The organism is Nocardia sp. NBC_01009 (assembly GCF_045208035.1).
Taxonomy (GTDB): domain Bacteria; phylum Actinomycetota; class Actinomycetes; order Mycobacteriales; family Mycobacteriaceae; genus Nocardia.
In genome coordinates this window covers 7,733,841-7,756,298 of record NZ_CP108695.1, presented here as the reverse complement: position 1 = coordinate 7,756,298, position 22,458 = coordinate 7,733,841, and the positions used below count along the sequence as shown (strand labels likewise).

22 protein-coding genes are annotated in these 22,458 nt (G+C 66.3%); 10 read left to right on the top strand and 12 right to left on the bottom strand.

Translation table 11 applies throughout. From position 1 onward, the window contains the following. Positions 1-53 precede the first annotated feature (53 nt). Together OHA42_RS35090 and OHA42_RS35085 are read left to right on the top strand one after the other, a co-directional pair. Complete coding sequence (locus tag OHA42_RS35090; protein ID WP_406232367.1) at positions 54-689, top strand: lipocalin family protein; 636 nt, start codon at positions 54-56, stop codon at positions 687-689. Further along, on the top strand, positions 686-2,011 hold the full coding sequence (locus OHA42_RS35085) for a cryptochrome/photolyase family protein (RefSeq protein ID WP_406232365.1): 1,326 nt from the start codon (positions 686-688) through the stop codon (positions 2,009-2,011). Before OHA42_RS35090 ends, OHA42_RS35085 begins: the two co-directional genes overlap by 4 nt. Before the next feature lie 338 nt (positions 2,012-2,349). Here the strand turns inward: OHA42_RS35085 and OHA42_RS35080 are convergent, their stop codons facing one another. After that, complete coding sequence (locus OHA42_RS35080) at positions 2,350-2,958, bottom strand: hypothetical protein (RefSeq protein ID WP_406232363.1); 609 nt, start codon at positions 2,956-2,958, stop codon at positions 2,350-2,352. A 271-nt stretch (positions 2,959-3,229) separates the two neighbouring features. Here OHA42_RS35080 and OHA42_RS35075 point away from each other — a divergent pair, with 271 nt between their 5' ends. Continuing rightward, complete coding sequence (locus OHA42_RS35075) at positions 3,230-3,853, top strand: hypothetical protein (RefSeq protein ID WP_406232361.1); 624 nt, start codon at positions 3,230-3,232, stop codon at positions 3,851-3,853. A gap of 200 nt (positions 3,854-4,053) precedes the next feature. On the opposite strand, the gene OHA42_RS35070 is transcribed toward OHA42_RS35075, so the two are convergent. Next, positions 4,054-4,473: a nuclear transport factor 2 family protein gene (locus OHA42_RS35070; protein WP_328405135.1), complete on the bottom strand. Its 420-nt coding sequence runs from the start codon at positions 4,471-4,473 to the stop codon at positions 4,054-4,056. A 172-nt stretch (positions 4,474-4,645) separates the two neighbouring features. Here OHA42_RS35070 and OHA42_RS35065 point away from each other — a divergent pair, with 172 nt between their 5' ends. After that, positions 4,646-5,428: an SDR family NAD(P)-dependent oxidoreductase gene (locus tag OHA42_RS35065; RefSeq protein ID WP_406232359.1), complete on the top strand. Its 783-nt coding sequence runs from the start codon at positions 4,646-4,648 to the stop codon at positions 5,426-5,428. 21 nt (positions 5,429-5,449) lie between these two features. After that, positions 5,450-5,932, top strand: a complete 483-nt coding sequence (locus OHA42_RS35060; protein ID WP_406232357.1) for an acetyl-CoA carboxylase biotin carboxyl carrier protein — start codon at positions 5,450-5,452, stop codon at positions 5,930-5,932. Positions 5,933-5,972: 40 nt separating this feature from the next. Here the strand turns inward: OHA42_RS35060 and OHA42_RS35055 are convergent, their stop codons facing one another. The 7 genes from OHA42_RS35055 to OHA42_RS35025 are packed head-to-tail and all read right to left on the bottom strand — an operon-like array spanning position 5,973 to position 11,676. Further along, entirely contained in the window at positions 5,973-6,362 is a 390-nt protein-coding gene (locus tag OHA42_RS35055) for a lipocalin-like domain-containing protein (RefSeq protein ID WP_406232355.1), read from the bottom strand. A gap of 51 nt (positions 6,363-6,413) precedes the next feature. Beyond that, positions 6,414-7,007, bottom strand: a complete 594-nt coding sequence (locus tag OHA42_RS35050) for a hypothetical protein (protein ID WP_406232353.1) — start codon at positions 7,005-7,007, stop codon at positions 6,414-6,416. Positions 7,008-7,031: 24 nt separating this feature from the next. Beyond that, on the bottom strand, positions 7,032-7,964 hold the full coding sequence (locus OHA42_RS35045; RefSeq protein ID WP_406232351.1) for an MBL fold metallo-hydrolase: 933 nt from the start codon (positions 7,962-7,964) through the stop codon (positions 7,032-7,034). Further along, entirely contained in the window at positions 7,961-8,920 is a 960-nt protein-coding gene (locus tag OHA42_RS35040) for an aromatase/cyclase (protein ID WP_406232349.1), read from the bottom strand. The genes OHA42_RS35045 and OHA42_RS35040 overlap by 4 nt, the downstream gene beginning before the upstream one ends. Further along, positions 8,917-9,171, bottom strand: coding sequence for an acyl carrier protein (locus OHA42_RS35035; RefSeq protein WP_328405121.1), 255 nt, complete (start codon positions 9,169-9,171; stop codon positions 8,917-8,919). The genes OHA42_RS35040 and OHA42_RS35035 overlap by 4 nt, the downstream gene beginning before the upstream one ends. Before the next feature lie 25 nt (positions 9,172-9,196). Continuing rightward, positions 9,197-10,411 (bottom strand): ketosynthase chain-length factor, encoded by a 1,215-nt coding sequence (locus tag OHA42_RS35030; RefSeq protein ID WP_406232346.1) that lies wholly within the window; start codon positions 10,409-10,411, stop codon positions 9,197-9,199. Further along, positions 10,408-11,676: a beta-ketoacyl-[acyl-carrier-protein] synthase family protein gene (locus tag OHA42_RS35025; RefSeq protein WP_406232345.1), complete on the bottom strand. Its 1,269-nt coding sequence runs from the start codon at positions 11,674-11,676 to the stop codon at positions 10,408-10,410. Before OHA42_RS35025 ends, OHA42_RS35030 begins: the two co-directional genes overlap by 4 nt. A 213-nt stretch (positions 11,677-11,889) precedes the next feature. On the opposite strand from OHA42_RS35025, the gene accD reads away from it, so the two are divergent. After that, on the top strand, positions 11,890-13,575 hold the full coding sequence (accD, locus tag OHA42_RS35020; RefSeq protein WP_406239808.1) for an acetyl-CoA carboxylase, carboxyltransferase subunit beta: 1,686 nt from the start codon (positions 11,890-11,892) through the stop codon (positions 13,573-13,575). A gap of 16 nt (positions 13,576-13,591) precedes the next feature. Then, entirely contained in the window at positions 13,592-14,947 is a 1,356-nt protein-coding gene (gene accC / locus OHA42_RS35015; protein ID WP_406232343.1) for an acetyl-CoA carboxylase biotin carboxylase subunit, read from the top strand. A 264-nt stretch (positions 14,948-15,211) separates the two neighbouring features. On the opposite strand, the gene OHA42_RS35010 is transcribed toward accC, so the two are convergent. Continuing rightward, a complete protein-coding gene (locus OHA42_RS35010; protein WP_406232341.1) occupies positions 15,212-15,412 on the bottom strand; it encodes a hypothetical protein in 201 nt (66 codons plus the stop codon). A 214-nt stretch (positions 15,413-15,626) separates the two neighbouring features. On the opposite strand from OHA42_RS35010, the gene OHA42_RS35005 reads away from it, so the two are divergent. Next, entirely contained in the window at positions 15,627-16,793 is a 1,167-nt protein-coding gene (locus OHA42_RS35005; protein ID WP_406232339.1) for an alpha-hydroxy-acid oxidizing protein, read from the top strand. On the opposite strand, the gene OHA42_RS35000 is transcribed toward OHA42_RS35005, so the two are convergent. Then, entirely contained in the window at positions 16,783-17,418 is a 636-nt protein-coding gene (locus OHA42_RS35000; RefSeq protein WP_406232338.1) for a TetR/AcrR family transcriptional regulator, read from the bottom strand. The two genes, OHA42_RS35005 and OHA42_RS35000, sit on opposite strands and share 11 nt — an antisense overlap. Positions 17,419-17,444: 26 nt before the next feature. Next, complete coding sequence (ctaD, locus tag OHA42_RS34995) at positions 17,445-19,160, bottom strand: cytochrome c oxidase subunit I (protein WP_406232336.1); 1,716 nt, start codon at positions 19,158-19,160, stop codon at positions 17,445-17,447. A gap of 239 nt (positions 19,161-19,399) precedes the next feature. Here ctaD and OHA42_RS34990 point away from each other — a divergent pair, with 239 nt between their 5' ends. Beyond that, positions 19,400-20,230 (top strand): mycofactocin-coupled SDR family oxidoreductase, encoded by an 831-nt coding sequence (locus OHA42_RS34990; protein WP_406232334.1) that lies wholly within the window; start codon positions 19,400-19,402, stop codon positions 20,228-20,230. Between the two features lie 128 nt (positions 20,231-20,358). Next, a complete protein-coding gene (locus OHA42_RS34985) occupies positions 20,359-22,410 on the top strand; it encodes a cytochrome c oxidase assembly protein (protein WP_406232332.1) in 2,052 nt (683 codons plus the stop codon). Positions 22,411-22,458: the final 48 nt, after the last annotated feature.

The window sequence follows — 22,458 nt, the reverse complement described above, 5'->3', positions numbered from 1 at the left end:
TATGCATCGTTATGCGCTACTATGGTCGAAGTCGTCGAATCAGAGGAGTTCGCATGACCCCAATTCGAACCAGCCGGCATTCCGGTTGCCTCGCGGCTGGAGTGGCTTCGGCGCTGATCGCCATCACTACGGCCGCGGGAACCGCGGTCGCCGGCCCGGCGGTATCGCCGATCGAGGCCCCCGCGCCGGTTCCGTATCTCGACCTCGACCGGTATCTCGGCACCTGGAATCAACTGGCCGCTGTGCCGCAGTTCTTCAACCTTGCCTGCGCCCGCGATACGCGGGCCACCTACGCGCTCGACCCGCAGGGCAATATCTCCGTGCACAACACGTGCACCACGTGGGTGAATTCGCTCAACGAAATCACCGGCACCGCAACGGTCAATGATCGGACGACCGGCGCGCAGCTGCACGTCAGCTTTCCCGGGGTGCCCACCCAGGATGGACTGGAAGGTCCGACCAACTACATTGTCACCGCGTTGGACGAGGCGTACTCGTGGGCCCTGGTCACCGATCCGAGCCGAACCTCCGGCTTCGTCCTCGCTCGCGACCGGGTACTGGATACCGCTCAGTGGCAACAGGTTCGGGCCGCCATCGATGCCGTGGGCCAGAATTCCTGTCTGTATCTGACCTCACCGACAACAGGTGGCCGGACCGATATCGCACCATTGTGCGCGGTGACACGATGACCGTCACGATCGCACTGTTTACCCGCGACCTGCGGGTGCGTGACAACCCTGTGCTGACCGCGGCGTATCGCGAGGGCGCCGCGATCGTGCCGCTGTTCGTCGTCGACGAGAAGATCCTGTCCGGGCGCATTCCCGCGCCGAACCGGGCCCGGTTTCTGGCCGCCGCGCTCGGCGAGCTCGATGCCGAATTGCGCGCCATCGGAGGACGTTTGGTGGTGCGGCGCGGTGATGTCGTCACCGAGGTCGACCGAGTGGTCGCGCAGGTGCACGCCGGCAGCGTGCATATCGCTGCCGATGTGAGCGGATACAGCCGCAGGCGCGAAGATGCGCTGCGGGTGCGGCTCGAGCGGCGCAGTTGTCTGCTGCACACGCATGCCGTCTCGATCACCGCCGCAGATCCGGAAGAGTTGGTCCCCTCGACAGGACGTGACCACTTCGCGGTGTTCACACCGTATTTCCGGCGATGGGCGCAGGCTCACCGACGCGAGCCGCTCGGCAGACCGCGCAAACTGTCCCTGCCCGAGGTAGCCGGACTGCCATTGCCGGAGCCCGACGATATCTGCGTCGGGGCGACATCGCCCCAGCTGTCCGTCGGCGGCGAGACCACGGGCCGAAAGATCATGCGGGACTGGCTGTCCGGCCCGATCGGTGGCTACGAGCGCAGCAACGACGACCTCTCCGCCGACGCCACTTCGCGGCTGTCGCCGTATCTGCACTTCGGCTGCGTGTCCCCGGTGGAGGTGGTGCACCGGGTCGACATGTCGACCACGGGCGGCCATGCCTTCGCCCGGCAACTGGCATGGCGCGACTTCCACCATCAACTGCTGGCCGCCCGCCCTGACACCGCCCGCTCGGATTACCGCCCCCGCCGGATCGAGTGGCGCGACGATCCCCAGGCCGTCGACGCATGGCGCGAGGGCCGCACCGGCTACCCCGTTGTCGACGCGGCGATGCGTCAACTGCGCGCAGAGGGCTGGATGCCGGGCCGCGCCCGACTGATCACAGCTAGCTTCTTGTCCAAATCCCTCCGCGTGGACTGGCGCATCGGCGCAGACCACTTCCAGCACTGGCTGGTCGACGCAGACCTGGCGAACAATCAGCTCAACTGGCAGTGGGCCGCAGGCACCGGCACCGACACTCGTCCCAACCGCGTGCTCAACCCGCTACGCCAAGCCGAACGTTACGACCCCGGCGGCGCATACGTCCGCCGCTGGATCCCCGAACTCGCTCACCTACCCGCCGCCACCATTCACACTCCATGGCGAGAAAACATCAATCCCGAAGACTATCCCGCCCCGATCATCGACTGCGTCGGCATGTAGTGCGACGACAGCAATGCGACGTCCGGTCCCTGCCGCACTCGGAACCAGCCTCGGTCTCGGCCATTGCGTTGATGGCGGCCCTGCGTCTGTGGCGGTGACGAATTTCGGCAGCTGGTCCGAAGCCTCGGCGATGTGGCCAAGGCGCCGAGCTCGTAGTTCGCAGTCGCCGCCGATGAGATTGCCTTCCGGGATAAGGCATTGGGCCGGTTGTGACGTGGTGGTCCGCAGGCCGGCCGAACCGGTTGCACCCACTGCTGCACCGGCTCTCGGGATCTGCACCCTTGCGGGCAGGCAGAAGGGGTGCGGTCCCGAGGACGGGTGCGTCTGATGTCGGTGGGTTACCTCGGTGGTGAGACCAGCATCGGTCGGTGTAGGTCGTAGTATTCGACCTCGCCCATGAGTTTGCTTTCCTCTTCGAACAATGACCTCAGGTCGTCGGGGATCTCGATCTCCTCGGCGGCTCGAGCTTCGGCTTCGGAGGTGAAGTAGACCGCCTCGACGTATCCGTCGCCGCCGAAGGTCGCCAAGGTGCCGCCGAGGATTTCCGGGCGTAGTTCGTGCACACGATCGGCGCCCTGCGTCAGCAATTCGTGCATTCGGCCTGCGTCGCGGGTGTGGCCCTCCATGACTTGTACGAAGCCGGCTTCGTCGGAGCCGCCCCCCAGCCACTGGGTCACCGCGGGGCAGTCCATGAATGTGACAGGTCCGTCGAAGCACTTTTCGGTCTCGGCCCACCAGGCGCCTTGCTCGGGGCGCGCACTGTTGCGTCGTGCCGCCTCTTCGGATTCGAATCGTGCCAGCGCGATGAATGTTCCGTCATCGCACAGTCCGCAGGTTGTTCCGAGGTAGCCGACGGCTCCCGGTTGCAGTTCTTCGGTCCACCGGTCCATGCATCGACGTAATCGGTCCGGATCGGCGGCTTTGCCTTGAATGACTTGGATGAACATCGAGTCCTCCTCGTGTGGAGTGACCACTCCGCATCGTCGCGGGGCCGACGCCTCGTGGTCCACCGAGGGTTGTGGGACCGCACGGCCCGCGAAGGCAGCCGCCGCATAGCTAATCGTTCGCTGCCGGGCCGTAGTGCGCAAGTACGGCTGGTCCTGGTCTGGAATGTCGAGTTGCGCGACCTGAGCCATTGTGCTCGCGCGCACCGTGGAGGAGGGTGAATATGTCCGGTGGCGCCACCGGGGTGCCGCCCTGACAGGGTGGAGGTAACCCGTGTACGCACGTTCAAGCACAATTGCGGCCCAGCCGTCGTCGATCGACTCCGGGATCGCATACCTGCGCGATGAGGCGATGCCGTCGATGCCCGAGCTCGAGGGGTGGGTGGGCCTGTCGTTGCTGGTCGACAGGGGATCAGGACGCTGCATCGCCACGTCGGCGTGGGAATCCGAGGCCGCGATGCATGACAGCAGAGGCCAGGTCAAGGCACTGCGTGCCGGTGTGGCTCAGGCGCTCAACGGCCAGGTCGATCTGGTCCAGGAATGGGAAATCGCGCTCATGCATCGTGATCAACTGTCCAGCGACGGCGCATGCACTCGGTGCACGTGGCTGCAGGCCGGTCCGGGTGAGATCGATCGGCTGATCGACACGGTCAAGATGAGCGTGTTGCCCCAGGCCGAGACGATGGACGGATTCTGCAGCTCCAGTCTGTTCGTCGATCGGGCCACCGACCGCGCGGTGGGCGCGATGGTCTGGGCAAACCGCGAGGCGCTGGACAACAGCCGCGAACCGGCGAAGCGGATCAGGACCGCGGCGGCCCGAACTTCCGGTGCCAGCGTGCTCGAGGTCGCGGAGTTCGAGCTGGGCTTCGCTCATCTGCGTGTGCCAGAGATGGCTTGACACCATCCACCGTCCAGCGCAGGCCCCGAGCCGACAAGCGGCCGATCGGGGCCTGCGCCAACGATTCCCGGCCGACCTGCGGCGCATGAAAATAGCTGTGCCGCAGACCATTCGAGTGCAGTCGTGGAAATGGCAAGGGCCCCGGGTGGCTCGAACTGCTGCCCGGGGCCCTTCGTGCGCGTTTACAGCCGTCAAAGTGTTCAGTCGTGCGTGACCCGCCGCGATCGGGTGAGCAGGTTGCCATCGACCCGGACCAGAACGTCGTGGACGACGGTGCTCGGATTGATCTCCGGTGCGCTGCCGGGACGGATCTTGACGACCAGGCAGTAGGCCGTGGACACGATGGTGCCATCCTCCTGAGGCTGCAGATTGATCATGTTGAACCAATGCCTGCGCTGCATCGGATCGGTCTCGAACCGCTTGTGGAACTCGACGAGATCCGCCACGATGCGTGCCCTGGTCCGGGCCGGAGGGCGGCCCGGTGTGTGTTCGAATTCCGCGTCCTCGGTGAAGGTTTCGGCGTAGCCGGGGATATCGCGGTCATCGAGCCGCTGCATCTGATCGGCGTAGAACTGCTGAACCTCGGCGTACAACTCGGTCCGGGCGGCGACGGTGGTCATGTTCGCTCCTGGTGCGGCGGGGATCTCTGCTGCCACGGTGACCGATCACGCTAGAGCCCTGCTCGAGTGGTGGCCTGCCCTGCGACGGGGTTGACCAGAGCTATAGGAGCCCGGACGAGTCTGGAGGTCGAAGAAACCGGGCGAGTTCGAATATTCGAGCGATGGAGGAGTCATGGCGGAAAGTCGGCGCGTCGCGCTGGTGACAGGAGCGACCAGTGGCATGGGTCTGGAAATCACCAAAAGTCTTGCTGGTCAGGGTATCTCGGTGTTCATCTGCGCCCGGGATCAGGAGCGGCTGACCGATACCATCAAGGACCTGCAGGAAGAGGGCAATGAGGTCGACGGCGCTGTCTGCGATGTCGGCGACCCCGCGCAGGTGCGGGAGTACGTCGAGGCGGGTGTCGGTCGGTACGGTCCGATCGACATTCTGGTCAACAACGCGGGCCGCAGCGGTGGCGGGGTGACCGCCGAGGTGACCGACGAGCTGTGGTTCGACGTGATCAACACCAACCTCAACAGCGTCTTCCTGATGACAAAAGCGGCGCTGACCGCAGGCGGCATGCTCGAGCGCGGCAGCGGGCGCATCGTCAATATCGCCTCCACCGGAGGCAAACAGGGCGTCGTGCACGGTGCGCCGTATTCGGCGTCCAAGCACGGCGTTGTCGGGTTCACCAAGGCGCTCGGGCTCGAGCTCGCCAAGACCGGGATCACCGTGAACGCGGTGTGTCCCGGTTTTGTGGAAACCCCGATGGCAGAACGGGTTCGGGAGGTCTACTCCGGGCTGTGGGGCGTGGACACCGACGAGGTGCACGCCCGGGTGAGCGCCCGGGTGCCGATCGGGCGCTATGTGCAGCCGTTCGAGGTGGCGGCCATGGTCGATTATCTGATCGGCCCCGGCGCGGGAGCGGTCACCGCTCAGGCGCTGAATGTCTGTGGCGGACTCGGCAATTACTGATCTGGTCGAAAGGTCTCAGCGATGACGACAGTGGAAGAGAACCTTGCGGACGAGCAGCACGATTACCTGCGCACCCTCGAGGCGATACAGACGGGCGCATTGCGGCTGCTCGCCGGATTTCCGCGACAGCCGAGCGCCCTGCGGATTCAAGTCGGGGAGGTGACGGTCGAGGCGGAGTGGGCGGTTGCCGCCCCGGTACCGATGTCCGGGACGGCGCTGACCGCAGCACCGGAAAGCGTTGAGGTCGAGGAGGCCACACCGGTCGACCCGGTGATTCGCGCGCCGAGTGTCGGAGTGTTCTACCGCTGCCCGGAACCGGGCGCCGAGCCTTTTGTCACGGTGGGTGATCGGATTTCGGCAGGCGAGCAGATTGCGATCGTCGAGGCGATGAAGTTGATGATCCCGGTGACCGCGCAGGTGAGCGGAGTGATCACCGGGGTGCTCAAAGAGGACAACGAACCCGTGCAGTTCGATGACGCGCTGTTTTCCTACGTTCCGGAATGAGAATCATTGCGGAACAAGGTAATTCGGGACGGCGGCGAGTTCAGGCGACGAGCCGGACCCGCCGCCAGGTCAGCACTCGGCGCTGGGGCCGGCCATCCACCTGCGCCGCGCCGATCAAGGTGAGTGTGTCGCCGGCGAGCGTGCATTGCCGCACCTGTTCGGTATCGGCCCAGGCGGGATTGGAGCACACGGTGATCGCGTGCACCATTTCCATACCGGATTGCCGCCAGGTACCCGCGTACCCCATGAACGGATTCGCCCCGATGGCCCCGTCGGTGCGCATCATGCTCACCGACATATGCCCGTGCGGCTCGTACATCAGCAGCCCGCGCGGCGCCTCGCCCAGCGGCCCTTCACTGCGCGTATCCGAATCATCAATATCGAAGTAGGACACCAGCTGCCAGGTCCCGACGAAATCGGTTGCGTTCATGGGTCTCACCCTGCGCGCTGCCGCTCGAATCACGCTCGAGCCGACTGATCCTCAGCCCCAGAACCCTACGATGCTGGTGCCGGGGAACCGCTTGACCTCCCGCATCCACGCGACGCAGTCTTCGATTCCCTCGAGCACATCCGGTTCCAGCGCGGCGCGCTGCTCGGGGAGCGTGGCGGCCCATCGGTCGAGTGCGGCCAAACAATCCTGTTCGGCCCACTCGCCGCAGCCTGCCAGCGTCGGATGCGGCAGCCCGGCCGGCAACCGGTTTCCCGCGAAGGCGCGCACGCTGACTCGCATTCCCAAGGCCGCCAGGCCTTTGTCGACCCGGGCCGGCCAATCGAACTGCAGCGGCCCCCACAGATCGTCGAGTGCCGCACCGAAAACCGAACACATGCTCTCGTAGACGTCCAGGTAGTCGTTGGCGTACCGCTGTTCGAACGGGCCACCGTCGATCACCGTCCGTAGTGCTTGTGCCGCGGTGGGCGCGCCATCGGCGATCTGCCCGGCGTAGTCCTCGTCCAGCTGCGCCATGGTCTCGGCGCGCTCGGCTGAAATACGCGCGAAGTGGCCGTCGTCCTTCGACCCGACCACTTCGTCGACCGTATTGAGGTCGACTATGTACAGACTCAGGAAGTACCCCACGGCGGGAGTCTATGTCCTCGGCCGTTATGCGTAGCAGGTCGGTAGCCTGCCTCCGTTGTAGGCAACCATCTCGCCGAAAATCGACAGCACATCGAGCGGTTCGCCCGCCGGCCCGCCGTCGAGTTCCGCATAAGCGCGGTACAGGTTTCCGACGATCCGTTCGGCGTCGACGAGTTCGGTGAACTCACCGTGGTCGACCTGCCGTGCGACCTCCAGCGGTGGCAGGCCGAGCGAGCGCCCCTCGGCCGCGAGCTCCTGGATCCATTGCAGGTAGCGGGCCGTTTGTGCGAGCACTTCCGCCCCTGTCACCGGGCCATGGCCGGAGACAACGGTTTTCGCGCCGAGCGCGGCGAGCCTGCGGACGGCGGTGAGCGAGCCACTGATCGATCCCATCAGACAGAACGGGGCCGCGCCGGACATGACGATGTCACCGGCGAACAGGACGCGCTCCTCCGGGAGCCAGGCGACCACGTCGTTGGTGGTGTGGGCGGCGGGACCGAGGTGGATCAGTTCGACCCGGCGGTCGCCGACGTGCACGGTGATCCGGTCGGCGAAGGTGATGGTGGGCAGCGTGACTCGCACATCGCCCCACGCCACGTCCGGCCACAGCTGCGTCAGCGCGAGGCCGGTGTCGATCATCTCGGGGCGGATGCGGTCGTGGCCGAGCACCACCGCGGTGGGACCGAAGAGATGGTTGCCGAAGTTGTGGTCGCCGTGGTGGTGGGTGTTCACGATTGTCCTGGCCGGGCCGACCCCCAAGCCGTCGACGAAGTCGACCAGGGCGCGCGTGCGGCCTTCGGTGGCCAGGGTATCGATCACCAGAGCGCCGTTCGTCCCCGCCAGGACGCCTGCATTGCTGACACACCAGCCGCCGCGACCGTGGGTGTAGGCGAAGACGTTGTCGGCGACTTCATGCACGACCGGCGCGGCGAGCTGGGGGAGTCGGGTCGAGGTCATGTCGGTGACTTCGTGGCGTCGGCCGGCTGTGCTGCGGCATACCGCACCGCGCACAACAGCGTATTGCGGCTGTTGGTGCCGAGGGCCTCGCCGAGATAGGCGCGCGCATCGGCCAGATCGGTATCCGCGCCGAGTATTTCGCGCGCCCGCTCGGGGTTGATGGCGACCGTGTGCCGTGCGGTGACCACCGCGCCGTCCCGGCCGTCGGCGAATTCCCAAGCGCCGCTGTGCCCGAAGAGCATGGCGGGCGGCATCAGCTGCTTGTAGTCGATCCGCGTGCCCTCGAAACAGACGCGCACCGACTTGGTGGTGTGTGCGATCCCACCCGCCGTCACCGTGTCCATCTCCATCAGCTGGACGCCTTCGGCATCCTCGGTGAGCTCGATTCTGCTGACATGCGGAACGTGCTCGGGCCACCGTTCGCTGTGGTAGATGAAGTCGTAGAGCTCGGCGGCGGAGGCATCGAGCACCACGGTGTCCTCGAAGGTGTGGATGACGTCCTCGATCGGATGTCCCAGCTCGGCAATGCGCGCGAGGGCCGCGAGCTCGCTGATGCTGTTGCGGTCCACCGCGCCGGCGACCAGCGCGGGGTCGACGCCGTCCACCACAGTGAAGCGGTGGTCCAACGTCACTTCGGTGACGCCCGGGTCGAGCTCGCGGAAAGCCCAGCTGCCGCCCATGGACGCGATCGGAGTGCGGCTGCGTTCCTGCTCGAACGAGATCCGGCGTTGATCCCGGTCGAGCAGCCGTCGCGAGGTCCAGTTCGTCACCTCACCATTGACGGTGGCCCACAACCGGAATCGCTCTTCGTCCGGTCCGCGATGCAGATGGCGAACCAGCACACTCGGCCCGAAAACCACCGGCCAGCAGCTCACATCGGCGACCAGGTCGTAGACGATCTCCGGTGCCGCCTTGATGACCTGGGTATGGCGCATGTCCCGGGCGAGCGCACTCATGCCGCACCACGCAGCTGGTCGTTGACGATATCGATCAGTTCCTGCGGCGTCTTGACATCGATGAGTTGCTCCTCCGGGATCATCACCCCGAAATCGCGCTGGATCCGCGACGCGGTCTCGATCAACGCCAGTGAGTCGTAGCCGAGCTGGTCGAAATCGACGGTCGAAATATCGCCGTTCAGCTCGGCGATCTCGTCGCCGCCCGCGCATTCCACGAGGATCTGTCGCAGTGCTGTGATGGTCATGGTCATGATCGGCTCCTCGAAGTGCTGCGGATTAGACGGACACGGTGCGTACGACGACCGCGGAGTTGAAACCCCAACGGCCACGGGCAAGAACGAGGGCCGCACCGACATCGGTGGGCCGTGCGGCACCGAGCACCAGATCGATCCGGTAGTCCTCGGCGAGTTCGGTGGTGTGGGCGGTCGGTGGGATCACCGCGTCACGCATCGACAGCAGCGCGGTCACGATGTCGAGCGGGCCGGCCCCGGAAAACAGCCGGCCTGTCAGTGGTTTGGTGGCGGTCACCGGTACGCCGTTCGCCCCGAAGATCGCCTCGATCGCGGCGGCCTCGTCGCGGTCGCGATCGGGAAGCCCGGAGGCGTCGGCGAATACGACGTCGATCTCGTCGGGTCGCAGCCCCGCGTCCGCGAGCGCCAGCTCGGCCGCACGGCGCAGACCCGAGGGGCGCTGCGAGCCCGGTGGCGGATCGAAAGTGGAGGCGTACCCGGTGATCTCGCCGTGTACCTTGGGCACACCGCGCGCTCGCGCGGCCGCCGCATCCTCCAGCACGAGCATCGCGCCGCCCTCACCGGGCACATAACCCGCGGCGGCGACATCGAAGGGCAGGTACGCACGCGACGGTTCGGAAGCCGTGCTGACCGCGCCGCTGGAGACATGCGAAGCCCAACCCCACGGGTCGAGCGCCGAATCGACGCCGCCGGTCACCACCAGGGGGGTGCCGCGTCGCACCGTGCGCCGTGCGTGCCCGACCGCGTCCAAGCCGCCCGCCTGCTCGGCGACCAGCGCACTGCTCGGACCGCGCATGCCGTGCCGGATCGAGATCTGGCCGGTGTTCACCGCATAGAACCAGGCGAAGGATTCGTACACGCTCACGTGCTGCGAACCGAGCGACCACAATTTGTTGAACTCGCGGTGGGTGAATTCGAAACCGCCGGAGGCGTTTCCGGTCACCACCCCCATGTCGTAGTCGGTGAGTGCCGCGGTGTCCACCTTTGCGTCGTCCAACGCCCACTGTGCCGCGACGAGAGCCATTCTGGTCGACACATCGGTCTGTGGGAGCAGTCGACTCGGCAGGTGCTCGGGCGCCTCGAAATCGGTGACCTGCCCGGCCAATCGTGCCGTGGTAGCACTCGTGTCGAACCGGGTGAGCGGCGCGACCCCGCCGCGACCTTCCAGGACCGCGTCCCAGAACCGCTCCGGGCCGAGCCCGTTCGGGGCAATGACCCCCATTCCCGTCACCATAGTCATGCCGCCGCACCCTTCGGGTGGCGCAGCACCATGGCGCTCTGGAATCCGCCGAATCCGCTGCCGACGGTGAGCACGGTGTCCATCCGGTGATCACGCGCGACCAGCGGCACGTAGTCCAGGTCGCATTCCGGATCGGGTTCGTGCAGGTTCGCCGTCGGCGGCACCACCTGGTACTCGAGGGCCAGTAGCGAGGCCGCGATCTCGACCGACCCGATCGCGCCGAGCGAGTGGCCGACCATCGACTTGATCGAACTCATCGGGGTCTCGTACGCGTGCGCGCCGAGGCTGCGCTTCACCGCTGCTGTTTCGTGCCGGTCGTTCTGCCTGGTGCCGGAGCCGTGCGCATTGATGTAGTCGACCTCGGTCGGGTCGATCTGCGATTCGTCGAGCGCCACCCGGATCGCCTCGGCCATTTCCCGGCCGTCGGCCTTCAGGCCCGTCATGTGGTAGGCGTTGCACCGGGTCGCGTAGCCGGAGATCTCCGCGTAGATGTGCGCGCCGCGGGCGCGGGCGCTCTCGTACTCTTCGAGCACGAACATCGCCGCGCCCTCGGCGAGCACGAACCCGTTGCGGGAGTTGTCGAAGGGGCGCGAGGCCACTTCGGGCTCGTCATTGCGGGAGGTGGTCGCCTTGATCGCGTCGAAACAGGCCACCACGATCGGGGTTATCGGGGTGTCGGACGCACCGGCGAGCATGACCTCCGCCGAGCCCTCGCGGATCAACTGCACCGCGTGCCCGACCGAGTCGAGGCCGGAGGTGCAGCCGTTGGAGACCATCGCGACCGGCCCCTCAGCGCCCACGCTCCAGGCCACCTCCGCGGGCATCACGCTCGGGATCATGTAGTCGAACATGTGCGGCGACAGGTAGTTCTGGTCGACCAGCCAGTTCCGCCCGGAATCCGACAGCACCAGGTATTCCTGTTCCAGGCTGGTTGCCGCGGCCACCGCGCTGCCGAGACTGACGCCGAGCCGGTGCGGGTCGAGCGCTCCGATGTCCAGCCCGCTGTCGGCCACAGCCTCCCTCGCACACACGACAGCGAATTGGACGGCGCGGTCCATCCGCCGAATCTCTCTGGGCGACAGACCCTCCAGCACCGGATCGAAGTCTGCTTCGCCTGCTACCTGGGATCGATAGGGCGAGGCGTCGAAGAACGAAATCCGGCGGGTGGCGGTGCGGCCCGAGGACAGCAGTTTCCAGAACTCGTCCTTGCCGGATCCGCCCGGCGCGCGAACGCCGAGTCCGGTGACGACAACACGGCGGGTCATCTCGCACCACCGGTGACGAAGGTGTGCATAGCTGTATCTCCCTTCACGCCGACGAGGTTCTCGCCATTCCAGCGTTGATCGGCACCAAGCATCCGATGGCGCCCTCGAACCTCACTCGAGCCCGCGAGTCCAGTTGTTCTCTAGTGGGCGCGCGGAAGCTGTGGGGAGTAGTCACGTGGCCGGCGTTATCGAGCACAGGAGAAACGCGTGAAGATGTCAGCAGACAGCCGTAACGGCGCCGCGGAGTGGATGCTCTGCCCCGGCTGCCGGATTCCGGTGTACGGCAAACGATTCGCCCGCGACCTCGGCGTCTGCGCCGAATGCGGCAAGCACACCCCGATCACCGCGCAACAGCGCATCGGGCAACTCGCCGACGGCGGCCGCTTCGAACCGTTCGCCGTTGCGTCGACCGACGACGATCCGCTCGACTTCACCGACACCAAGCCCTACCGGGACCGGCTCGCCACGGCGCGGGCCCGCACCGGGATGTCGGACGGGGTGCTCTGCGCTTTCGCGACGATCGAGGACAATCCGGTGATCATCGCGGCCATGGACTTCCGTTTCCTCGGCGGCAGCCTGGGCACCGCGGTCGGTGAGATGATCACCGAGGCCGCGGAAACCGCGCTCGCCGAACGCATTCCGCTGTTGATCGTCACCGCATCCGGCGGCGCGAGGATGCAGGAGGGCGCGCTGTCGCTGATGCAGATGGCCAAGACCAGCGCCGCACTCGAGCAACTCGATCGTGCCGGCATTCTGACCATCACCCTGATCACCGACCCGACCTACGGCGGCGTCGCAGCCTCCTTCGCAACGTTGTCCGACGTCCTCATCGCCGAGCCGGGCGCGCGACTCGGATTCGCCGGGCGACGGGTGATCGAGCAGACGATCCGGCAGGAATTGCCTGCCGAGTTCCAGACCGCGGAATTCCTGCTCGCGCGCGGACTCATCGACATGATCGTGCCGAGATCGGGACTGCGACAGGCGCTCGGCTCGCTGCTGCGCATCGTGACGCCGGTGGCCGCTGCCGCTGGGCCCGCTCTTTCCGATCCGGGCACCATCGCCGATCCCGACCTCGTTTCCGAAACCGATCCCTGGGCCCAGGTGCGCAGGGCGCGCAAGCCGAGCAGACCGACCGCGCTCGACTACTTCGCGCTCGCCTTCGAGGGGTTTCTGGAATTGCGAGGCGACCGGATCTCCGGTGATTGCGCCGCGGTCGTCGGTGGTCCGGCTTGGTTGGATGACCAGCCGGTCATGGTGATCGGGCAGCAGAAGGGTCACGAGCCGAAGGAGCTGATGGCCCGCAACTTCGGCATGCCGACCCCCGCGGGCTACCGCAAGTCGGCGCGGCTCATGCGTCTGGCCGAGAAACTGGGGCTGCCGGTGATCACCTTGATCGATACACCGGGCGCGTACCCGGGCGCGACCGCGGAGGAGCAGGGGCAGGCGATCGTCATCGCCGAGAACATCCGCCTGATGTCCGCATTGAAGGTGCCCGTGATCAGCGTGGTCATCGGCGAGGGCGGCAGCGGTGGCGCGCTGGCGCTCGGTGTTGCCAACCGGGTGCTGATGTTCGCCAACGGCACCTATTCGGTGATCAGTCCGGAGGGGTGTGCGGCGATCGTGTGGAACGATCCCGCCGCCGCACCGAATGCCGCTGCGGCACTGTGCCTTACGGCCCGTGATCTGCTGCGGCTCGGTGTCGTGGACGCGGTGCTGCCCGAACCCGGCGACGATGTGGGCGGTGCGCCACTGGCGGCTGCGAACCAGTTGCACCGCGCTCTCGTGGCGAACCTGCGCGAGCTGAGCGGCCGTAGTGGCGAGGACATCGCGGCCGAACGGCGGGCGCGCTTCCGGCGCTTCGGCGTGCGGCGGCAGGCCCAGGTCCGGTCGGTGGCGTAGGGGATCGGGAGCCGTCATGTTCGACAAGGTCTTGATTGCCAATCGGGGCGAAATCGCGTTGCGGGTCGCGCGTACCTGCCGGGAAATGGGCGTGCGCACGGTGGCCGTACATTCGGTCGCCGACCGCGATTCGGCGGTGGTCCGCCTCGCCGATGAGGCGGTGCAGATCGGTCCCGCCGCCGCGAAACGCAGCTACCTCAATGCCGCGGCGGTGCTGACCGCCGCCGAGCTGACCGGCGCGGATGCGATCCATCCCGGGTACGGATTCCTTTCGGAGTCACCGGATTTCGCTGATGCCTGCCGTGCGGCGGGCATCACGCTCATCGGCCCGCCCGCCGATGTGATGGCGCAGCTCGGTGACAAGCAGTCCGCGCGCACGCTGATGGCGAAGGCGGGGCTGCCGTTGTTGCCCGGCAGCCTCGACCCACTCGAACTCGACGCGGCCCACGCCCTTGCCGATCGGATCGGCTATCCGGTGATCATCAAGGCGGCCGCGGGCGGCGGTGGCCGCGGTATGCAGGTCGTCGGTGACAGTTCGGCGTTCCGGCGCGCCTTCCAAGAGACGCGTGCGACCGCACGAATGTTGTTCGGAGACAGCAGGGTTTACCTCGAGCGGTATCTGGAGGGCGCCAGACACGTCGAGGTACAGGTGTTGTGCGACGGGCACGGAGCGGGCGTCCACCTCGGTGAGCGCGATTGCTCGGTGCAGCGCCGCCATCAGAAACTCATCGAGGAGTCACCGGCGCCGCGGCTGCCCGACGGGCTGGCCGCGCGCATGGGCCGCGCGGCTGTCGACGGTGTATTGGAGGCGGGTTACGTCGGCGCGGGCACCGTGGAGTTCCTGGTGGACAGGGCGGGAAATTTCTACTTCATGGAGGTGAATTGCCGCATCCAAGTGGAACACCCGGTCACCGAGATGGTGACCGGCATCGACCTGATCGCCGAGCAGATCAGGATTGCCGCCGGTGCGCCGCTCGGGTACACCCAGGACCAGATCTCGGTTCGCGGCGCGGCCATCGAATGCCGTATCAACGCCGAGGACCCGGCCGCCGAATTCGCACCCGCCCCAGGAATGGTGTCCGAGTTCACGCCTCCCGGCGGACCTTTCGTCCGGGTGGACTCGCACGTGCATGCCGGCTACCAGATACCGCCGCACTACGACTCGCTGCTGGCCAAAGTCATTGTGTGGGCGCCCGACCGCGCCCGCGCCATCGCACGCATGCAACGAGCACTCGCCGAATTCCGGATATCCGGTGCCCGCGTAGAGACAACACGCGACTTCTTGCGTGAGGTCCTCGACCACCCACGAATGCGCTCGGCCACCCATTCCACCGCGCTCGTGGACGAACTCCTCGGGAAGCAGGACGGTTGAGCCACGCTATCGGGTGCAGATCGAGGACTTCACCCCCACGGTCCGAAATATCCGCAGCCTCCTCCAAGGCGGCCATGAGCACCGTGCCAAAGATCTTCTCCCCGAAGAGCGGGACTACCCGGTTGCCCCAGAGCTGGCCCGCCGCTTGGGAATCGACATCTGACGCACTGCGATGGCACCGCCCGAACTCTCCGGTCGGGTACGTGCCGCCGTGGGCACCGTGGCGAGGAGTTCGTCGGGTTCTCGCTCGGTTTATCGGACCGGCTACCACTCGCCCAGGGTCGCGGGGTCCGCCAGCGCACCTTCGGCGGTGCGTAGGCGGTCGGTGACGGCGGTGAGTAGGTCCATGGACTCCTCGGAGAGACCTAGCGCATGGCGCATCAGGCGACGCAGCGGCAGGCTGGCGATCTGGCAAACCAGAGCGGAGTCGTGGTCACTGTGTCTGTCGAGGTAGTCGGGATCCACGGCGTAGTACTCACAATCTGTTTTCAGTTCCGGACACCACCTTGGGTGGCCGGTCGGCCTGCGAAACTGCGAGGCAACGCACAGTCTCCTTCGCTGCGCCGTCGTCGAATGGTTCGCGACTACTCCGGCCTTGATGATGGACAGTAGCGTCTAATATTCGGCGAGGGAGGCTCGACCCTCCTATCGTCCAGCCGACCGACGGAAAGGCGCAACGATGGCGTTCGCCGATTATCAGAACGAGATCTATTTCGGCGCGCTGGGCGGGCATCCGCCCGAGTTCCCTGCCGACTACGCCACCCTGGAGGCCAAGGCCGCCGCCGCGCTGCCGGATTCCCTGCATTCCTACATCGCGGGTGGTGCGGGCGACGAGCTGACCCAGCGCCGCAATGTGGATGCCTTCGCGGACTGGGGCCTGGTGCCGCGCATGCTGGTCGGCGCGACCGAGCGCGATCTGTCGGTCACCGCATGGGGAATAACGTTCCCGAGCCCGATCTTCATGGCCCCCGTCGGCGTGATCGGGCTGGTCGGCGACAAGCACGGCGACATCGCGGTTGCCGAGGCCGCCGCGAAAACCGGTGTGCCCGCAGTGTTTTCCACCCTGATGGAGGACCCGCTGGAAGAGGTCGTCCCGCACGCCGGTGCGACGCCCAGCTTCTTCCAGCTCTACACGCCCAAGAATCGCGACCTCGCCGCGAGCCTGGTGAGCCGGGCCGAGGCGGCCGGATACCGCGGCATCACGGTCACCCTGGACACCTGGATTCCCGGCTGGCGACCGCGTGACCTCGCGACGGGCAACTTCCCACAGCTGCGCGGGCATGTCCTGAAGAACTACACCTCCGATCCGGTATTCCAGAAGATGGTGGGGTCCGACGACCCGCAAACCATCATCCTGAACTGGATTCAAACCTTCGGTAACCCGCTGTCCTGGTCGGATCTGGCGTGGCTACGGTCCTTGACCGATTTGCCGATCGTGCTCAAGGGCATCTCGCACCCCGACGACGCCCGCCGCGCCATCGACGGCGGCGTCGACGGCATCTACTGCTCGAATCACGGTGGGCGGCAGGCGAATGGCGGCCTCAGCGCGCTGGAGACGCTGCCCGCCGTGGTGGCGGCCTGCGATGACCGGGTGCCCGTGCTTTTCGACTCCGGCGTGCGGTCGGGCTCCGACGTGGTCAAGGCGCTCGGGCTCGGCGCGACGATGGTCGGCATCGGTCGTCCGTACGTCTATGGCCTTGCGCTGGCCGGGGTGCCCGGTCTGGTCCACGTGCTGCGGATGATCCTGGCGGAAGCGGATCTGCTGATGGCGGTGAACGGTTATCCGGATCTGGCGGCGGTCCGGGAGAACATTCGGGCGACGACGAACGGTCGGGCTACTCGCTGACGGTCGTCAGGCTGGTCAGGAATCGGGTCAGCACCTCGGTGACGGCCGCCAGGTCGAGGCGCGAGTCACCGGTGCTCCACTGGTGTACGAGGGCGTTCAGTGCGCCGACGAACCCGGTTGCCGCCGCACGGTAGCCGCCCGGCGGGACAAAGTCCGGTCCGAGGGTGCGAGTGCACTGATCGGCGAAGAACGTCATCCATGCTTCGCGCTGGTCGAGGCGGTGTTGTTCGACCCGTTCGCTGACGCCGACGATCTCGATTTGTGAGATCCGTGCCCGGCGTGGGTCACGCCCGAGCGATTCGGCATAGGCGCGCACGGCGGCCTGCGCCCAGCCGACGGCGTCACCGGGTTCGGCCAGGTCCACCGCCTCGGCCACGGCCTGCCTCGCCTCCTCCTGGATCATGTCGAAGACGGCGAGCAGTAGTTCCTCACGGTTGTGGAAGTGCTCGTAGAACTGGCTGCGCGCCAGGCCAGCGGCCCGGCACAGCGCGGTGATCGAGCTGTCCTGGTAGCCGCTCTCACCGAACAACTCGAGCCCCGCGGCAAGGAACTGCGCCCGTCGCTGGGCCCTGCGGTCTGCAACAGGTCGCCCGTCGTACTTGCGGGAGGAGTCGGGTGCTGTCACGGCACGACCCTAGCGAGCGTGGTCGGCTACGGCGCGGAGGCGTCCGGCGCGCGAGTTTCCGGGGGCTGCGTATCGGGTTTACCGTCGGTGGCGACCGCCGCCCGCGCCTCTTCGCGCAGCTCAGTGGCATGTTGTCCGCCGGAGCCCCAGCCGCTGTATGCCTCGGCCCGCATTCGCTCGACCATGTGCGGGTAATGCAGCTCGAACGCGGGACGCTCCGACCGGATACGCGGCAGCTCGTAGAAGTTGTGCCGCGGCGGCGGGCAGGTCGTCGCCCACTCCAGCGAATTGCCATAGCCCCACGGATCGTCCACCGTGACCACTTCGCCGTAGCGGAAGCTCTTGAAGACGTTCCAGACGAACGGCAGCATCGAAGCGCCGAGGATGAACGCACCGATGGTCGAGATCGTGTTCAGTGTGGTGAAACCGTCGCTGGGCAGGTAGTCGGCATAGCGACGTGGCATGCCCTCGGCGCCCAGCCAGTGCTGCACCAGGAACGTGGTGTGGAACCCGATCAGCGTGGTCCAGAAATGCCACTTGGCCAACCGCTCGTCGAGCATCCGTCCGGTCATCTTGGGGAACCAGAAGTAGATGCCCGCGAAGGTCGCGAAAACGATGGTGCCGAAGAGCACGTAGTGGAAGTGCGCGACCACGAAATAGCTGTCGGTGACATGGAAGTCGATGGGCGGAGAGGCCAGAACGACGCCGGAAAGCCCACCGAACAGGAACGTGACGAGGAATCCGACGGCGAACAGCATCGGTGACTCGAAGGTGAGTTGACCGCGCCACATGGTGCCGATCCAGTTGAAGAACTTCACCCCGGTCGGAACCGCGATCAGGAAGGTCATCATCGAAAAGAACGGCAACAGCACGGCGCCGGTCGCGTACATGTGGTGGGCCCACACCGCCATCGACAGCGCGGCGATCGAGAGCGTCGCGTACACCAGCGTGCTGTAACCGAACAACGGTTTGCGGCTGAACACCGGGAAGATCTCGGTGACGATCCCGAAGAACGGTAGCGCGACAATGTACACCTCGGGATGGCCGAAGAACCAGAACAGGTGCTGCCACAAGAGAACTCCGCCGGTGGCCGTGTCGTAGATGTGCCCGCCGAGATGTCGGTCGAACGCCAGCGCCATCAACGCCGCGGTCAGAATCGGAAAGGCGAGCAGCGCAAGCACACTGGTGACAAGAATATTCCAGGTAAAGATCGGCATCCGGAACATCGTCATGCCGGGGGCGCGCAGACACACGACGGTGGTGATCATGTTGACGCCACCGAGAATGGTGCCGAGACCGGAGACGGCCAGCCCCATGATCCACAGATCCGCACCGACGCCGGGCGCATGCTCGAAGGTGCTCAGCGGGGTATAGCCGGTCCACCCGAAATCGGCAGGGCCACCCGGGGTGAGGAACCCCGCGGTCGCCATGGTCGCACCGAACAGGTACAGCCAGTAGCTGAACGCGTTCAGCCGGGGAAACGCGACGTCCGGCGCCCCGATCTGCAATGGCAGCACAGCATTGGCGAAACCGAACACGATCGGGGTGGCATAGAAGAGCAGCATGATGGTGCCGTGCATGGTGAACAGCTGGTTGAACTGTTCCGGCGAGAGGAACTGCATGCCGGGCCGCGCCAGCTCACCGCGCATCAGCAGGGCGATCAAGCCGCCGATGAAGAAGAAGGTCATCGCGGTGGTCAAATACATGACCCCGAGCACCTTCGGATCGGTGGTGGTCATCATTTTCCAGATGTAGGAACCCTTCGGCCCCACACGCTGCGGATACGGTCGAACAGCTTGTATTCGAGTAGTAGTACTCACGGCCGTCGCCACCTTCCCAACCGCCGACCAGCCTGTGTCCGGATTATGCGCCTTTTCGATCTCCGAAATGGGCGCTTTCCGCCATTGGTGCCCGGGGGCCGATTCGATCGTGCGAGGATGGGTGGGCCTTACCGGGCTATGCGCGGATAGGGGGTAGAACCATGGGGAATCTCGACGAAAAAGTAGCTGTGATCACCGGCGGAGCGCGCGGCCAAGGTCGCGCCCATGCCGTGGCGCTCGCCGCCGCGGGCGCAGACATCGTGGTATGCGATATCGCCGGACCGATCGCCACCGTGCCCTATCCGCTGAGTTCCGCCGCCGATCTCGCCGAGACCGCCGAGTTGGTGGCCGAAGCAGGCCGCCGCTGTCTGGCGATCAAGGCCGACGTGCGCAGTGGGCCCGAGATGAATGCGGTGGCCGAGCAGGCAGTCGACGAGTTCGGGCGCATCGATATCCTCGTCGCCAACGCCGGCATCTCGTCCAATTCGCCCGTCGCGGAGATGGACGAGCAGACCTGGCAGGACATGATCGACGTCAACCTCACCGGTGTTTTCCACAGTTTCCGCGCGGTGGTGCCGTACATGATCGAACGCCGAGGGGGCCGAATTGTGGCGACCTCCTCCATTGTCGGCCGGATGGGTGTCAAGGGCGCGGGCCATTACGCCGCGGCCAAATGGGCGGTGCTGGGTCTGGTCAAATCGTTGTCGCTGGAAGTGGCCGAGCACGGGATCACCGTCAACGCGGTACTGCCCTCCGGCGTGGACACCGACATGATCCAGAACCCCGCCATGTGGCGACACCTGATGCCGGACATCGAAAATCCGACCCGCGAAGACGCCATGAAGATGTTCAACTCCGGCCCACCGAACGGCGACCTGATCGATCCCGCCGAAGTCGCCGAGGCGGTGCTGTTGCTGGTTTCCGATCACGGCCGCCACTTCAACGGCGAAGCCGTGACCATCTCCGGCGGAATGAGCGCGAGCCTCCCCTGATTTCTCCGACCCTGGTGTGATGTGCGCGAGCTCGCCCGGTCGTAGCGCCACCTGACCCGATTGGACGACGTCGACCTGTGACGCTCGTCCCATCGAGCCGATTTCTCGTGGGCCTCGGGAACTTTCGCGTGAGTTCACCCGACGATTGGACGAGGGCCGGTTTCCCACGCAGGACATTCAAGGGATTGGTGGACGACAACGTGCAGGTGCAGCGCTCGGCAGTCCACGTCCTCTGGTGTGCGGCGGCGCTCGTTTCGCTGGTACTCATTGTCGGATCGGTTCTCGGCGCGGGTGAGATGCCCTATCGAGAAGCGGGCACCGCCTACCCAGGCATCGGGGATGTGCTCGGGTATGTGGTGCTTCGGGTGGTGGCCGCGCTCGCGGGCGCGGCCACGCTCGGATCCCTGGTGTACGCGGTGTGCTGCACCGCCGTCACGGCGCGCGGCCGGGTCGATATCGACGGGTACGCCGGAGTCCGGGTCGCCGAGCGGGCGGCCGCGGTGTGGTTGGTGTCGGCGTTGCTGCTGGTCCCGGTCACTGCGGGCAATGCGGCAGGTTTGTCGACAGCGGCGATGTTTCGACTCGGCGCGCTCGGTGCGCTGATCGATGCGAGCGAGAAACCGAAGGCGTGGATCGTCGTCGCGGTGTTGGCCGGTGTCTTGACCCTCGCCACTCGGCTGACATTGTCTTGGGTCGGGTTGGCGGCATGGACCGGGTCGGCGGCCATCGCCGTGCTGCCACCGATGCTGGTCGGCAATGCCGGGGAAGGACCTGATCACGACTATGCCACCGCCGCGATGATCATCTTCCAGATCGCGGTGTCGATACTGCCCGGCCTGGCCTGGTGCGTGGCGGCGCAGGTGCGGCGCAACGGATCTCACGTCGCGATCGCGGTGCGGCGCTGTGTGAGGATCGCCCGGCTGTGTCTGGTGGCGGCGGTCGCGAGTGGGCTGGTGCTCGCTGCCGTGCTGTTGCCCTGGTCAGCGGTACCTGCATCCGGATACGGGCGGCTCGCGATGGTGGCAGTTGTCCTTGCGATCGGTGTCGCAGTGACGGTGCGGCGGATCGCGGCGATGTCGAGCTGCGGCGCTTTCTCGGCATCCGCGCGTGCCCGGCTCGCGCTCCTGATCGGCTGTGTCGCAGCACTTTCCGCGGTCGCGCTGACGACGATAGTGGCGATGGCGGTCCAGCCCGCGCCCGCCTTCGCCGATCGGACGTTCACCGCGCAAGAGGTGTTCATCGGCTTCAACCTGGCGCATCGGCCCGATGCGATCCGGCTGATGACGGTGTGGCGCTTCGATATCGTGCTCGGGACTGCGGCCGTCGTCGGTGTCGTCCTGTATGCGGCGGGGGTGCTACGGCTGCGCCGACGTGGTGACAGCTGGTCGCGGTGGCGGGCGACATCCTGGGTGAGTGGCTGTGCGGTCCTGCTGATTTCGACATCGTCGGGTATCGGCAGCTACGGCTATGCCATGTTCAGCGTGCACATGATCACGCACATGGCGTTGAACATGTTCGTACCCGTGCTCCTGGTGCTCGGGGCCCCGGTGACGCTGCTGTTGCGCGCGGTGCCCGCCGCCGGACGCGACGAGGTCCCCGGTGTGCGCGAAGGGGTGCTGCGGATTCTGCATTCCCGGCCGACCGCGGTCATCGCCCACCCGGGCACGGCGATCGCCGCGTTCGTCGTCTCGCTCTACGGTCTGTATTTCACCCCGCTGCTGGAGAATCTGATCCGATACCACTGGGGTCACGTCCTGATGAACGTGCACTTCCTGATCATCGGCTACCTCTTCTACTGGGGCATCATCGGCATCGACCCCGGCCCGCGCAGGCTGCCGCACCTGGGCAGACTCGGCATGTTGTTCGCGATCATGCCCTTCCACGCCTTCTTCGGCGTCGCGGTGATGTCGATGAACACCGTGATCGGCGCCCGCTTCTACGACCAGCTCGACCTGCTGTGGCATACCGACCTCCTGTCGGATCAACGGGTCGGCGGCGGAATTGCCTGGGTATCGGGCGAAGTCCCGATCCTGCTGGTAGTCGGCGCACTCCTGTCCCAATGGGTAGCCCAGGACCGCCGCACTGCCGTGCGCACCGACCGCAAGGACGACATCTACGCCGACTCCGACCTCGCCGCGTACAACGCCATGCTCGAGCAGTTGGCCGCCACCCGCCGCTGACCGGAAGTCGTGCTCGCCGGCTTCCCGCGCTTCGGCGGCGGCAGGCTC